15 protein-coding genes and 1 tRNA gene are annotated in these 14,186 nt (G+C 56.7%); 9 read left to right on the top strand and 7 right to left on the bottom strand.

The genetic code is table 11. The annotated features are described in order from the left end of the window. Positions 1 to 3: 3 nt before the first annotated feature. Both QML71_RS11025 and QML71_RS11020 read left to right on the top strand, forming a co-directional pair. Positions 4 to 687 (top strand): LEPR-XLL domain-containing protein, encoded by a 684-nt coding sequence (locus QML71_RS11025; protein WP_282011979.1) that lies wholly within the window; start codon positions 4 to 6, stop codon positions 685 to 687. After that, complete coding sequence (locus QML71_RS11020; protein WP_282011978.1) at positions 671 to 1,141, top strand: efflux RND transporter periplasmic adaptor subunit; 471 nt, start codon at positions 671 to 673, stop codon at positions 1,139 to 1,141. Before QML71_RS11025 ends, QML71_RS11020 begins: the two co-directional genes overlap by 17 nt. A 60-nt stretch (positions 1,142 to 1,201) precedes the next feature. On the opposite strand, the gene QML71_RS11015 is transcribed toward QML71_RS11020, so the two are convergent. Then, positions 1,202 to 1,277: transfer RNA gene (locus tag QML71_RS11015), tRNA-Lys, on the bottom strand. 303 nt (positions 1,278 to 1,580) lie between these two features. Here QML71_RS11015 and QML71_RS11010 point away from each other — a divergent pair. Continuing rightward, complete coding sequence (locus tag QML71_RS11010; RefSeq protein ID WP_282011977.1) at positions 1,581 to 2,954, top strand: DUF3095 domain-containing protein; 1,374 nt, start codon at positions 1,581 to 1,583, stop codon at positions 2,952 to 2,954. Here QML71_RS11010 and QML71_RS11005 read toward each other — a convergent pair. Beyond that, positions 2,941 to 3,285 carry a hypothetical protein gene (locus QML71_RS11005; protein WP_282011976.1) on the bottom strand — a complete coding sequence of 115 codons (345 nt, stop codon included), beginning with the start codon at positions 3,283 to 3,285 and terminating at the stop codon, positions 2,941 to 2,943. The two genes, QML71_RS11010 and QML71_RS11005, sit on opposite strands and share 14 nt — an antisense overlap. Positions 3,286 to 3,538: 253 nt before the next feature. On the opposite strand from QML71_RS11005, the gene QML71_RS11000 reads away from it, so the two are divergent. The 3 genes from QML71_RS11000 to QML71_RS10990 all read left to right on the top strand — a co-directional run bounded on the left by QML71_RS11000 (position 3,539) and on the right by QML71_RS10990 (position 6,209). Next, positions 3,539 to 4,174: a peroxiredoxin gene (locus QML71_RS11000; RefSeq protein WP_282011975.1), complete on the top strand. Its 636-nt coding sequence runs from the start codon at positions 3,539 to 3,541 to the stop codon at positions 4,172 to 4,174. A gap of 78 nt (positions 4,175 to 4,252) precedes the next feature. Further along, positions 4,253 to 5,143 (top strand): transglutaminase-like domain-containing protein, encoded by an 891-nt coding sequence (locus QML71_RS10995; protein WP_282011974.1) that lies wholly within the window; start codon positions 4,253 to 4,255, stop codon positions 5,141 to 5,143. 361 nt (positions 5,144 to 5,504) lie between these two features. Further along, the gene (locus QML71_RS10990) at positions 5,505 to 6,209 is read left to right on the top strand and encodes an MlaC/ttg2D family ABC transporter substrate-binding protein (RefSeq protein ID WP_282011973.1); all 705 of its coding nucleotides are present in this window, start codon (positions 5,505 to 5,507) and stop codon (positions 6,207 to 6,209) included. 84 nt (positions 6,210 to 6,293) lie between these two features. On the opposite strand, the gene QML71_RS10985 is transcribed toward QML71_RS10990, so the two are convergent. From QML71_RS10985 to QML71_RS10975, 3 genes are all read right to left on the bottom strand, one after another. Then, entirely contained in the window at positions 6,294 to 6,923 is a 630-nt protein-coding gene (locus QML71_RS10985; RefSeq protein ID WP_282011972.1) for an outer membrane protein, read from the bottom strand. Positions 6,924 to 7,018: 95 nt separating this feature from the next. Continuing rightward, the gene (locus QML71_RS10980) at positions 7,019 to 7,651 is read right to left on the bottom strand and encodes an outer membrane protein (RefSeq protein WP_282011971.1); all 633 of its coding nucleotides are present in this window, start codon (positions 7,649 to 7,651) and stop codon (positions 7,019 to 7,021) included. Between the two features lie 73 nt (positions 7,652 to 7,724). Beyond that, entirely contained in the window at positions 7,725 to 9,794 is a 2,070-nt protein-coding gene (locus QML71_RS10975; RefSeq protein ID WP_282011970.1) for a transglutaminase TgpA family protein, read from the bottom strand. A 155-nt stretch (positions 9,795 to 9,949) separates the two neighbouring features. Here QML71_RS10975 and QML71_RS10970 point away from each other — a divergent pair, with 155 nt between their 5' ends. Genes QML71_RS10970 through QML71_RS10960 form a run of 3 tightly spaced genes read left to right on the top strand, consistent with a single transcriptional unit; the run spans position 9,950 to position 11,410 of the window. Next, positions 9,950 to 10,519, top strand: a complete 570-nt coding sequence (locus QML71_RS10970) for a peptidylprolyl isomerase (protein ID WP_282011969.1) — start codon at positions 9,950 to 9,952, stop codon at positions 10,517 to 10,519. A gap of 17 nt (positions 10,520 to 10,536) precedes the next feature. Beyond that, entirely contained in the window at positions 10,537 to 11,025 is a 489-nt protein-coding gene (locus tag QML71_RS10965) for a peptidylprolyl isomerase (protein ID WP_282011968.1), read from the top strand. Between the two features lie 22 nt (positions 11,026 to 11,047). Continuing rightward, a complete protein-coding gene (locus tag QML71_RS10960; protein WP_282011967.1) occupies positions 11,048 to 11,410 on the top strand; it encodes an STAS-like domain-containing protein in 363 nt (120 codons plus the stop codon). Between the two features lie 85 nt (positions 11,411 to 11,495). Here QML71_RS10960 and QML71_RS10955 read toward each other — a convergent pair whose 3' ends face one another. Together QML71_RS10955 and QML71_RS10950 are read right to left on the bottom strand one after the other, a co-directional pair. Further along, on the bottom strand, positions 11,496 to 12,101 hold the full coding sequence (locus tag QML71_RS10955) for a DJ-1/PfpI family protein (protein WP_282011966.1): 606 nt from the start codon (positions 12,099 to 12,101) through the stop codon (positions 11,496 to 11,498). A gap of 65 nt (positions 12,102 to 12,166) precedes the next feature. Continuing rightward, on the bottom strand, positions 12,167 to 14,059 hold the full coding sequence (locus QML71_RS10950) for an ArnT family glycosyltransferase (protein ID WP_282011965.1): 1,893 nt from the start codon (positions 14,057 to 14,059) through the stop codon (positions 12,167 to 12,169). Positions 14,060 to 14,186: the final 127 nt, after the last annotated feature.

Genomic DNA, 14,186 nt, shown 5'->3' with positions numbered 1-14,186 from the left:
AGAATGCCGTCCGCCCTGGGCACGCGTGAACGCGAACGCCCGGTTTTTGAAACGCTCGAACCCCGCATCCTGCTTTCCGCCGACCTCACTTACGGGATGAGTCCCGGCGACCCCACGGACCTTCTCCTCCGGCTCAATGCAGGCAACTACGAACTGTTCGACCAGGCCACCAACACGGTGGTGTCATCGGAACTTGCGGATTCGAACACCATCAACATCACCGGCACAACGGGCGCGGATTTTCTTGAACTCGATCTGGGCACGCTGGGTAGCGGCAAGACCATTAATTTCAGTGGAGACGGTGACGACACGCTGAGGTCCACCAAGAATTCCGACCAGACCCTCACCAACACCAGCCTCAATGCAGGTGGACAAACGTTCACCCTGTCCGGTTTTCAAAAAGCCGAGTTGACCGGCGGCAACAGCGCCAACACGCTCGACGCGTCCGCCTTCACCGGCGACGTCACGCTGAGTGGTTTGGGCGGGGTCGACCGCCTGATCGGCGGCACCGGCAACGACACCCTCATCGGCGGCCTCGGAATGACACCTATCAGTTTATCGACGGCTGGGGTGCGGATACCGTCCAGGAGATCGCGGACGAGGGCACCGACCGTCTCGACTTCGCCACCACCACCGCGACTCTTAAAGTCAATGAACTGTACAAAAAAACATGGTGCCGAAAAATGAGCAGGACGAAGCGGCGACCGAAAAAATCCTGGCGGAGTTGGAAGTCCTGCGCGCGGAAGAAGGGTATAAGATTGCCGGATTGGAACTGGAGCGGACGAAAGAAGTTCGGGATTTGCGCAGCATCGCCAGCCCGATCACCGGAGTGGTGGTGGATCGGTTCAAGTCGCCCGGTGAGTTTGTGGAGGAACAGCCGGTGATGAAGCTGGCACAGATCGACCCGTTGCATGTGGAAGTGATCGCGCCCATCTCCTACCTGGGCAAGATCAGGGCCGGTATGAAGGCCACGGTGTTTCCCGAAGAGCCGGTGGGGGGCCGTTACAAGGCGGAAGTGAAGATCGTCGATTCCGTGGTCGATGCCGCCAGCGGCACCTTCGGCATCCGTTTGGAGTTGCCCAATCCCAAGCATAAAGTCGTCGCCGGTCTCAAGTGCGGCATTGAGTTTCCCATCAAATAACAGGCCCGGATACGAAAAGCAAAAGGGCTTGGCGATGGTCGCCAAGCCCTTTCCCATTTTTGGTGAGCCGTGTAGGAATCGAACCTACAACCTACTGATTAAGAGTCAGTTGCTCTGCCAGTTGAGCTAACGGCCCACCTTATATTTTCTAGTCAAGTGTCGTGTAAATTAGCATGGTTTCGGGTAAATAACAAGAAAAGGCGGGGTGGCGCGACTCAGTGTTTTCCCGAAGCGTTTCCCGCCTGTTTCCCGCCGCGTCCGCAACCTCCCTTCCGCTTTTAATGAGTAGCTGTTTTCTTTCGCGAAATCTGTTCCGACCTCGATGAGCAGGCGCCCCGGAATCCATATAGGATTCCGGTTCCCACAGGGATGTGGTGGAATCGGGACTTTCAAATATCCGGAATCAGAACATTTTCTCCGGCGTGAAAAATCGATTCATTTGAAATTCGCCGGGTTGTGCCCGGGCCGCCGGATTCCATTCTGTACTGCGGAGGTGGGTCCTTATACTAATTCAATGAACTCCGACCACTTTTACCGCGATCTTTCCGCCCTGGGTCAATTCGAAACCCTGGCTCATCTGGAAAATTTTCACGAGGTTCCGGGCGACTGGTACATTGCGTTCACTGACGTCGTCGGCTCCACGAAAGCAATCGAACGAGGCGAATACAAGGCTGTGAACAACGTTGGGGCATCGTCGATCATGGCGGTGCTCAATGCGGTGAAACCGTTTCAGGTACCTTATGTGTTTGGCGGTGACGGTTCCACGGTGTGCTTCCCGGCAAGTTGTCTCGAAGCGGTGCAGAAAGCGTTGTGTGCGGCGCGCATCATGGCGCACGAGTCTTTCGATCTCGAGTTGCGCGTCGGCGCCATTCCCGTTCGCGTCATTCACGCGGCTTCTTCGGCAAGGGTGCGGGTCGCGAAAGTCAGAGTTTCTCCTTATTATGACCAGGCCCTGTTCAGCGGCGGTGGATTGACACATGCTGAAACCATTCTGAAAGATGAAAAGGCAGGTGCGCCTTATCGGTTGGACCCGCAAACGGTGGGTGTGTCCGGTGATTTTAATGGGCTCGAATGCCGTTGGGATGTGGTGCCCAGCCCGCATGAAGAAACGGTGACGGTGCTGGTCTCGGCCTTGAGCGACACGCCCGAAGCGCATGGGCGTATTTATAAAGAAGTGCTGGAAAAAATCCAGGAGATTTACGGAGAAACCGCTGACCATCACCCGCTTCGTGAATACCTGATGCGCCTGACCCGGTCCAACCGGGCATTGCGGAATGAATTCCGAATCCGCACCTGGGGCAAGTCTCTGTATGAGCGGGTGTGGTACTGGTTCGACCTGTGGATTCAGCAACTCATCGGTTACTTCGTGGTGGAACGGGACGTTCGGTTTGCAGGTATAGAATGGGGAAACTACAAACCAGATTTCGTCGCCAACAGCGACTTCCGCAAGTTCGACGACCTGTTGCGTTATGTTTTGTCCGGCAGTGTGGAGCAGAGAAAAGAATTGAAGCGGTATTTGGAATCACGGCGCGAGAAATTTGAGCTTGTTTACGGCCTGCACCCCGCTCCGGGAGCGCTTGTGACCTGCATGATTTTCAACTACAACCATGAGCACATTCATTTCGTCGATGGAGCTGAAGGAGGCTATGCTATGGCGGCGAAAAAGATGAAAGCGCAATTGAAACGGTTGGCCCAATCTCCTGCATTTCCCCAGACACCCGAGCACTGGGGTCGGGTGACCCCACCTCATCGATTGCCTACCCGCAATGGATTGCGGGCCCGGCGACACCCTTCTTATCTCACCCAAGAATAGAATCAAATACTTTGAACTGGGTGGCGCCGATCAGGGTGGACAGGCCGCCCAGAATCAAAGACGCGAACAGGTACATGAACGCCTTGTCGCGGTCGATGCGGATCTGGACGACATCGGTCAGCAGGCCGAGACCGAGCAGGCCGAAATACAGTACCCGCTGGATTTTCCACAAACCGGCTTCCCCTTCCAACGGCTCCTCCCGAAACCCAGGGAAACGCAATTCATTGTAGATGCAGGCGGCATAGAGCCCGAGCAGGAACACCACCCAGACTTTCTTGAGCAGACTGAGCGTGTCTTCGATATTGCGGGTGCTGGATGGATCGTCGGTCATAATTGCAATGCGGGGGAGCGGGAAATTTTAGATAAAACCTTTCGCTGGAATTCGGCATCGTATTGGTATTCATGGGACATACCTCCCCGGGTTGCCGGCCCCTTGGGCAGCCCGAACGCGACACCGATTTTCTTGCAATATATGGTATAATCCGTGCCAATCCAACGACAAATTTTTCTTGCCTCATTGTTAAGACGGATAAATCGGCCATGGTTCAAGTTTCAGGTAAATCCTTATTTTGAAAGGAGTTGTTATGGCTATTCGACTGGGAGACACAGCGCCGGATTTTTCGGCGGAGACCACGGAAGGCAAAGTCAATTTTCATGAGTGGCTGGGGGACAGCTGGGGCATCTTTTTTTCGCATCCCAAGGACTACACCCCGGTGTGCACGACCGAGCTGGGACGGGTGGCCAATCTGAAAAAGGAATTCGAAAAACGCAACGTCAAGGTGATCGCGCTCAGCGTCGATCCGCTGGACAGTCACAAGGGTTGGATCAAGGACATCAACGAGACGCAGAACTGCTCGATGAACTATCCGATCGTTGCCGATCCGGAACGCAAGGTGGCGCAGATGTACGACATGATCCATCCGAACGCGCTGGACAACATGACGGTGCGTTCGGTGTTCATCATCGGTCCGGACAAGAAGGTGAAGCTGACGCTCACCTACCCGGCTTCGACGGGGCGCAACTTCGACGAGCTGTTGCGCGTGATCGACTCTCTGCAATTGACGGCCAACTACAGCGTGGCCACGCCTGCCGACTGGAAAAACGGTGAGGACTGCGTGGTGGTTCCGGCCATCAAAACGGAAGACATTCCGGCGAAGTTCCCGAAGGGCTTCAAGGAGGTCAAACCGTACCTGCGGATGACGCCGCAACCCAATCTGTAATTGTAAAAACGTTCGCGGTCTGGATGGAGCCTGGTCTCCATCCAGACCGTTCCACCCCACCCTCTCACTGAAAGCAGCATGAAAAAATCACCGGCGGACAACGACCCCAACGCGACGACCGATAGCGAACGCGCGGAAATCTCTTCATTAATACGATTGATGGACGACCGGGATGCCTTTGTCCGCGAACGGGTGCAGGACCGGCTGGTGGAACTGGGCGCGGAGGCGCTACCGTTTCTGGAAACAGCGCGGAGTGAGGAGAATGTCACGCTGCGGGCGGAGATCGCCGAGGTGATGCGGCGCATTGAGCCGCGATTGATCGCCGTGGAGTTTCAGGCGTTGGCAGAGGTGCCCGAAGGAGAAGACGTCGATCTGGAGCAGGGCGTGTGTTTGATCATGCGCTACGGGCATCCGGAAGCGGACCCCGCGCACGTGGAAGAAATGCTGGATCGCCTGGCGTCTGAATTGGCCTCGCGCATCCGGACGAAAGACGAGGGCGCGGAGCGGGTGCGCAAACTCACGGAATTTTTGTTTCAGGAGAAAGGATATCACGGCAACAAATCGGATTACTTCAGCCCGGAGAACAGTTATTTCGACACCGTGCTGACCGGGCAGACGGGCATTCCCATCACGCTTTCGGTATTGTGCATTCTGGTCGGTCAACGGCTGGACTTACCGGTTGCGGGCGTGGGCTTGCCGGGGCACTTTGTGGTGCGGTGTGAAACCACGAAGGAACCGATCTTTTTCGATCCATTCAATGACGGTCGCGTGATCACGGCCAAGGACTGTGAAGAAATGGTGAAGGGATTCGGCATCCAGTTCGAAAGCAGCTTCCTGCTGCCGGTGACCAGCCGCGAAATCCTCATTCGCATGCTGCACAACCTGATCATGATATTCAACCGCACCAACGACACAGAAAAAGCCGAACAACTCACCGAGTACAGCCGCATCCTCATGCAACGCAAATAGTTCGTTTTGACGAGGTGCCGTCCGGCACCGTCCTCATTGGAATCGGAAATCTGAAGTCAGGCTGATCCGAGGAAGCCCCTGTAATTTACGATTTTTCAGGAATTCTCCCCCATTTGTGCCCGCAGGGCCTGTCCGAGGCCAAGGGGGTGGTCTCTAACTTATTGTTTTTACAATTTTTAAAATCGTGTTACACTGGGTTGCACAGTAACGAAGCCAAAGGCAGGAAAGGTTTGTCGGAATTCATGAGTTCAGTAAATCGAAGAATGGTCGAAATTATGGACAACCGTGCACGCGTTGGAGGTTGCAACGGGGTGAGGCGGCACGTATCGGATGAAATCCGGAAATGGCGTGAGGTGCGATCATGAAAAAATTTGTGATTCCGCGGTCCATTTCATGGAAAGTCAAATTGAGTCTGGTCCTGGTTCTCGTCTGGACGTTTCCGCATTTCGCGTTTTCCAGCATTCGTGAGCATGACAAACCGGTGCACGTGTCGCCGGCGTCGTTGAATACATCGAAAGAAGTTTCTGCCATCGCGGTCACCGGTTTTGCATTTTCACAACCCGCCCGGGTTTTGAAGGAAACCATCAACCGCGTGTTGGAAGTGGTGGCGCAGGACACGTTACGGGAAGACGCTCGGCAGCGCCGCCTGGTCTTGCGCCGAGTCATTCAGGATCGTTTGAATTTTGAACGCATGGCGCAGTCCACCCTGCAGGAACACTGGCGGCATCGCACATTTTATGAGAAGCATCGCTTTGTGGCATTGCTGCAGAAACTGCTGGAACAATCCTTCCTGCAGTTCGTGGAGAATTACCGGGAAGGCACTCTGCATTATCTGGAAGAAAGCGTGCAAGGCAAGTTTGCTCTGGTGAAGACGCGGGTGATCACGCCCAGCGACAACGCCTCCATCGATTACCGCATGGTGCTGGAAAACGGGGAATGGCGCGTGTACGATTTTTACGTCAATGGCGTCAGCATCGTTCGCAACTACCGGGCTCAGTTCCAGAAAGTGATCGAACGCGATTCCTTCCGGCATCTTTTAGAACGCCTCGAAGACCAGACAGCGTGACCGCACGGTACACGTGTCTGGCATCTCGTTGTATCCGTCCGCATCCCATTCCGCCCAGCCGGGATGTCACGTTATGATTCCAGTTTAAAACCGGTAACGCGCTCCGAACAGAACCTGTTGGGTTTCGTAGGAGGCACTGAGGTCCTGGCCGCTCAAGGTCAGGTTGGGGTCCTGCAAATATTGCAGGCGGAACTCGCCGGTGATCGTCCAGCGCGGGCCGACGTCCTTTTGGAAGCCCAGCATCGCCTGCCAGCCAGGCACGAGATCGGTATCGGAATCGGGATTGGGTCCGACGAAGTTGGGATCGTTGGTTTCCACCCGCACCACGGCGAGACCCACGCCGGCGCCGACGTATGGAGTCACCGGCAATTCGAGGTCCTGGATTTTGAGGGGGATGTCGTAATACGCGTTGACCATGGTGGTGAAGGCGCCGAAACTTCCGGACGAGGAAACGGTGGCGGCGCTGTTGAGGCCGTCGTACGTATTGTGGTTGTAGCCCATCTCGATTTCCAGCCGATAGGGTTTTTCAAATTCATACCCGACCGCTGTCAGAAAACTGATTCCGGTATTGAACTGGAGCGTGGCCCCGCCCAACGTGTTGTCGAATTTTCCAGTACCGCCGAATTTGGCCGAAGCATACGGACTGCCCGCCCAGGCAGTCGCCACACCAAATCCCAATACCAGCCCTGCCATCCACCCCACAAGTCGTTTCATGAATTTCCTCTAACGTGCGAAAAAGATTTAAATCATAGCCGAAGGCAAGTTTTTGTCAATAGCCGTTAGGGGAAGTCGAAAAACGGACCAAGGCCTTACTCGAAATCGAAGCGCACGCCGAAAATCCAGTCGTGACTGTTGATCTGCGTTGCCGCTCTCACGCCTCCAAACTGGAAGTCGGGATCGGTGGTGGCGAAATACCGGTATGCCGTGAAGAAGGTGAGCCGGTCATTGTGTCGGTACTGCGCGCCGCCCATGAGTTGATAGGTGAAGACGGTTTCGGTGTCGGTGTCGGAGAATCCAAAATTATCTTCCAGCGACGAAGTGGCGAGTCCCAGTCCCATGCCGGCTCCGACAAACGGCTGGATGGCGTGATGGAGCGGGATGTCGTAGTAGCCATTGACCATCAACGTGACCGCTCCCACGTTCCAGTCCTGAAAACCGGGCAGGGGTTCGCCGACTTCGTTGTTGCGCAGGGCGAGTTCGGCCTCGACGCGTAAATGGTCCGGCAAATACATGCCCGCCGCCACGCCGCCCACAGCGCCGATGTCCACATCCTGCTCGCCGCCCGGATTCCCCGCCACACGCGACCCGCTGAAGGAAGAATCGGCATCGGTGCGGAACGAGGGACCGGCCATCAGGCTGAAATATTTTTTGTTCGCCGCAGCGGATGAGTCGGGGGCGAACAGCACGGTGATCATGATGAGCAGAACAAGAAACGGTTGCATGACGTTGCCTTCTCCTTGAAAAGAGGATTGCGATGCGCTCCCCCCGCAACGGGAAGGGGCGCGGGCCCATGCATTACAATTGCCGGACCAGTTTTTCCATTCGTGATATTTCGGCTTCGTTTTCGGGAGCCCCGCCAAAACGGTGCGCCTCGTAAAATCCTGTGATGTCCCGCACCGATTCCCATTTTTCCGGGGCGAGGCCTTTCAGTTTGTCTAAAAATTCCAGGTGGGTCGAAGAATGGGGTTTGTGGATGCCCTGTTTTTCCAGCTTGCGCAGCATTTTCTGATAAAGGCGCACCGGGTAGGACGGCCGGGACGCCCAGCTCCATCCCTGCCAGCCATGGCGTTGCAACCACAGCAAGAGGCCCGCCAGCACACACAGGCCGACCCAGATGGCCGGGCGGTTCTTGAAGAATTGCAGGACGTCGTCCGCCGTCAGCGATTTGATTTTTTTGAAATGTCCGGTCAGGTCGTGTGCGCCGCGGTTGAAAAATTCGACGATGCGCACCTGGTCGCGGGCGGAGTATTTGACGATGTAGCGTTGCCAGTAGAGGCGCATCATGTCGTAAGTCCGCGACAGGGCATTGAGGCGCGTGACGGCCCCTCCGGGGTCCGGTGGCGTCGGGTCATAGGTTTTCCAGCCTTTTCCGGGGATGTACGCCTCCACCCAGGAATGGGCGTGCGCCTGGCGCACGATCATGTAGTTGCCCATCTCGTTCCATTCCGTTCCCATGAAGCCGTTGACCACGCGTGCGGACACGCCGTTCAGACGCAGCAGCAGCACCATCGCCGAGGCGAAGTACTCGCAGTGCCCGGCCTTGCGCACGAACAGGAACTCGTCGATTGCCGAAAGCCCGGTCTCCCGTTTCATATCCATGGAATACTTGAATTGCAGCAAGTGGTTTTCGATTTTAGACGCTTTGAGCGGGACCGGGTCCGTGTCCTGGACCAGCCGCGCCGCCAGTTTCTGCAGATCCTGGCTGACGGGCGGGCGTTGCAGGTGTGGATTGGGAAAGCCCTGCATGAAGCTCAGATCTGGCTGCACGGGCAGGCGGAACGACTGGTATTCCTTGCCGAGGTCTGAAATCATCGAAAAGCGGCGCGGCCCCATGTGGTTGTCGGTGGTCTTGAACACCTGGCCGTTGTTCATCTGAATGCGTTCGAATGTGCCGTCGATTTTCATGGGCACGCCGTAGGTGAAGATGACCGGCGAGTCGAACGATTCCATATAAATTTCCTGCTCGACCACGTTTTGTGGATTGGGCACGTGGAAGAGGGCGGTGTTGGTGCCGGGCCGGTGACGCGACCGCCACACCATGGACATGGTGGAACTCCAGGTCTCGCCGTCGTAATGGTCCAGCGCCACGCCACGCCAGAGCACTTTCGAGGAAGGCCGGTACGGCTTGCCGTCGCGGGTGAACTCGATACGCATGACCACGTTCTGGTTTTCCTTGATCTTCCCCACCTCGCCCAGCCGTACCTTGTCGGAAAACCCGGTGACCGGGGCGCTGGCTGTCGCCAATTCCAGGAACCCCAGGCCGAAGCGCGGAAAACTCAGAAAGATGGTGACCGTCATGGCCAGGCTGACCACGATCATGAAAGCGGACAACCCGAACAGGGCGCCGCGTGCGGTGTCCGCCTCGCCCACACTCCGAAACGCGTCCGGTGCGGAACGGCTGCCCACTTTTTCCACCATCATGTGGTAGAACATCAGCGCCCAGCACAGCAACAGGTAAAACGCCAGAAACAGGAATGCGAACACGATGTCCTGTGTGAAGATGGCGCCGATCAACAGACACACGATCGAAATCAGGTAGCCGTAGAGGTAATCGTTCAATTCCGTTTTGAAAAGGAAACGCGTCAACAGCATGAAGAGCAGAAAACCGACAATGAGGTTCAGCATTTCCGGTTTGATCGCAATGTAAAGGACCGGCAGGGCGATCGCCGCGATTTTCCACAGGGAAAAGAAACGAGGGGGAGGCAGCGGAATGCGTTTGTTCCATTCCAGCATCCAAAAGGCACTCAATGCCGTGACCACCAGAATGCCGACCGCAAGCCGGATGACTTCCCCGAAAATCAGGCAGGAAACCGACAACAGGGCCAGCAAATAATTGGAGGTGATGAAACAGGTGCGCACACGCATGGCAGGACCCTTGCAAATTGACAATTTCCGATCCATTTGGCTACAATGGCGGCGTTCCAGCCAGAACGCAAACCGATGACCGGTGCCGGTGGACCCCCACCTGATCGGACGTTGCGGTTTTCCCCTACAGTTTAATTGAAAAAACGGGAGACGAAATGCATAACTTTATAACAAGTGTCTTTATAACTGTTTTCATAACGTGTGCATGGGGCGTCACGGCATGGGCCGGGGAAACCGCCGTCATTCAAACCAAGTTCGGTGACATGAAAATCGAATTTTTTGAAGACAAGGCCCCCGGTCATGTGAAGAACTTCAAGGATCTGGCTAAAAAGGGATTTTACGATGGCACCCTGTTTCACCGGGTGATCCCCGGTTTCATGATTCAGGGCGGCGATCCCAACACCATCAACAAGCCCCGTACCATGCACGGCATGGGCGACCCCGGTTACACCATCGATGCGGAGTTCAACGACATCCCGCACGACCGGGGCATTCTGTCCATGGCGCGCTCTCAGGACCCCAACAGCGCCGGGTCGCAGTTTTTCATTGTGGTCAAGGACGCGCATTTTCTGGATGGCAACTACACGGTGTTCGGCAAAGTGGCCGAAGGCATGGACGTGGCGGACAAAATCGTCAGCCAGCGCCGCGACCACAACGACAACCCGTTTGATCCCATCGCCATGAAAGTACTTATAAATGAAACGGAAGGCGCGCCTTCCAAATAAATAAAGGAATTTTATAAATGGGAAACATCACCGCAGTGCTTGAAACGGTTCATGGAACGATTGAGTTGGAATTTTTTGAAGACAAGGCTCCGGGTCACGTGAAGAATTTCAAAGACCTCGCCGAGAAAGCGTTTTACGACGGCACCACCTTCCACCGGGTGATCCCCGGTTTCATGATTCAGGGTGGTGACCCGAATTCACGCGATGAGGACCGGTCGAAGCATGGCACGGGAGGACCCGGCTACAACATCGATGCGGAGTTCAACGACGTCAGCCACAAGCGCGGCACCGTGTCCATGGCGCGGGCGCAGGACCCGAACAGTGCCGGGTCGCAGTTTTTCATCGTGGTCAACGATTCCACTTTTCTGGATCGGCAGTACACGGCGTTCGGCCAGGTCACGTCCGGCATGGATGTGGCGGACAAGATCGTCGGCGAGCCGAGAGACGGCAACGACAACCCGCACAACCGGATGGAAATCAAATCCGTCACCATCAAGGAAAACTGAGCCTCAGGGAGAATCCGTATTTATGGAAGACGAATTGACCATCAATTTGTATGAGTACATCGGGGAAGACATGCTGGTCGGGCGCACGTCGATGGACGGCGGCAATTCCGCGGAGACCCTGCGTCAGTATATTCTCGATAATTGGGACAAGTACGAGAAGATTTCCCTTTCCTTCGAGTCTGTGGTCAAGATCACCCGCACGTTTCACGATGAAGCCTTTGCCAAGCTTCTGGAGACCCGCACGCTCGAAGAGTTCAACCAGAAGGTTTTTTTCCCGGATGCGAAGGAAGCGATTGTGAAGGAGATAAACCAGGCCTTCAAGTTGCGTTTGAAAATCATTGCATCGCAGAAGGAGCGGGAAAGCGAGGAGGGGCTGGGACTGTAAGGGACTCTTCGGTCAAGGCCGTGGGAGTCCGGACCCATCCGGCTGGGGGAGTGAGGGTGAGAACGGGGGCGAGAGCCCCCGCCCCTCATTTCAGATTGGTTTTTTCCACCTGTTCGATGACCGCGTACGCAAACTCTTCGGCCGCTTCGGCGCAGGCGGCGGTGATGATGCGGTCGTTCACCGTTACCTTTTCTTCGGCGATCATGGCGCCCACCCGGTCCAGTTCCGGCTTGGTGTATTTGTCTTCCGCCGCCGCCACTTCCATATTATCGATCAATTGCGCTTCGGCGAGGCAGGGCACCGCATTGCCCAGGGCCGCGACCACCATATGGTTCTTGTAGCGGTCGATCAGCAGGATGCGCAGGAGGTCGTCTTTCCACAGGTACTTGCGCGCGCCTTTACCGCCGATCACGACGGTCCCGTGGTAAACGCCTATGATCTGGCGCGTGCCTTTGCCGTCGGTGACGTAGCTGTCGCCGACGATGCCTTCGATGGAATCCACGAGCAGCACGTCGGGCATCACCCGGCCTCCCTTATCGCCCACCGCTTCCTTGAATTTGCCCGAAGCGATGCGGACGTGGGCGCCTTCCTTCTGGAAGATCTCACGCGTAATTTCCAGCTGTTGTTCGTCGTAGTAATCCTTGGGTATGATCATCAGGATGTTTTTCTTCTTGCCTTCCAACCGTCCCATGATCTTCGACTCCTTCAACTCCACATCCGGTGCGGGTTCCGGTTGTGGCGGGTGGATGATGGTGTTCAGTTTATCACAATGCGATACAAGGCATAGGAATCGTTCCGGGCGATGCGTTCCGCGTGGTTCATCAGAAACCGTTGCAGCCGGGCCTGGTGTTCCGGAGTGAACGTGGAATCCGGTCCCCATACATAATTTGAATCGAACATGATATGGGTTACGCCCAGTGATTGCAACTGCTGAAACAGGTCTTCCCCGGCGTCTGCCCGGGCCAGCAGGGATTGCATGGTGTGTGCTTCGAAAATGCTGTCGCTGAGGAAATCGCGCTGCGCGAGGTAGCCCAGGTTGCGCATGTAGATGAAGAGCACCCTGTCGTCCGCGCCGGCCTGGGTGTTCATCGCACGGTACATGGGGTACGCCGGGAGGTTGCGCGTCCAATACGCATCGCGCGACTCGTCGCCGCTGAGGTACGCGGTGGGGCGTTTCTCCCACCACGTTTTTGCCGCCAGCGTGGTGTTGAAGACGAGGCCGAGCGCGATCAATCCCATCCACATTTGATTCCATGCTGTCCGCAAACGTCCCGCCGGGCACGTCACCAGCGTTTCCAATCCATACACCCCCAGCAGTGACAGAAAAGTGAGGGCGGGCGCAAGGAAGCGGATGTACTGGAAATACAGAAACCAGACCAGGATCAGCACGGCCGTCATCAAGGCGAGGACGCCGATGCGGGCAGTGCGCCGCATCCACACGCCGACCCCTGCGGGGATCAGCAGGAAGTAAACCAGGCCGAGGCGTCCGTCAAAACGCAGGGAGTGGGGTTCACTGTGAAAGGTCAGGTTGTAAGGCAGCAGCAGAAAATCCACGATGCCGCGTCCCATGCCGAACATGTGGACGTAACGGTCCATCAGCATGGCGCGGGTGGGGTCCCAGTTGATCTGCTCCTGTCCCCCCAGCATCTGCATGAACAGCGGCACAAACGGGTTGCCTGCATAGTGCAGGTTGCGTGCCCACCAGGGCGCCATGAACACCAGCGCCGTCAGTGTGAAGACCGCGACCTCGCCCAGTGCGCGCGCCGCCGACCCATGCCGCCGCACCCAGACGATGCCCAGCACCGTCAGCGGCAGCACCATGAACCCGGTCAGTTTGGTGGCGAAGGCCGAGGCGGCTGAGCCGCACATCAGCGCGAACCAGAACCCATGCCGCGTTTCGCGCCAGCGGTCCCACGCGTAAAAGGCGAAAAAGACAAACCCCGCGAGCGGCAGATCGACGTAAGCCGAGGCCGCGATTTCGACGAACGTCGGCACGCTGAAAAAAACCGCCGCCACCAGCCATCCGTAACGCCCGCCCAAGTAACGGCGGTAATACGTTGCCAGCCCCACCGCCAGCGCCACGGCCTGCCCCACGCCGAGCAACGCCGGCAGTCCTTCCACCTCGAAGGTGAGGCCGAACAAGTACACCATTTCGAACAGCAGCGGAAAAAACGAATACATGTTGTTGGGCAGGTTGACCACGCCGTGGTGGTCGAGGTAGGCCTTGGGCACCGCGAGGTGATAAACCAGAGCATCGGTGCGCAGGGGAGGCGCCCAGGCCAGCGTCACCGCCAGTATAAGGAGGACGATCAACACCGCCCCGCCGAAGGCTTCCAGCCAGGGGAGCTGTTTCCGGGAAACTCCGCGGAAGCGGCTGCGCAGCAGGTCGCGGAGGGCGCGCCAACACAGTGGAATCTGCCGCCAGGAAACGGCGTAGAGGAGGGCCAGGACGATCCAGCCGGTGACGGGGTAGAGCCCTCCGGCAAAGGCCAGCGCCGTCATCACCCAGGCGTTGATCCCCATGCCGAGGGTGACGCCGACGGCAATAGACTCCCCCGGCGAAGCCAGACGGCAGCCGCAGGCCGCTGCAAGACGATTGCCTGCAAGGCCCCAGGCGACCCCAATCAGAATGGCAAGAAGAAGGGCCATCACCCATCCACCGAAAGGCCGCAGGCCGCTTCGAGTTTCACTTCCGTCCGCGCCGCATTCATTTATAAATAATTGAAATTATTTTTATTTTCAGGATCGCCGGAGATGAGGTCGGTCCCTTTCCAGA

This window comes from Nitrospina watsonii (genome assembly GCF_946900835.1).
Classification (GTDB): Bacteria; Nitrospinota; Nitrospinia; order Nitrospinales; family Nitrospinaceae; genus Nitrospina; species Nitrospina watsonii.
The sequence above is the reverse complement of the archived record's forward strand: the minus strand, read 5'-3'. Positions and strand labels throughout refer to the sequence as shown.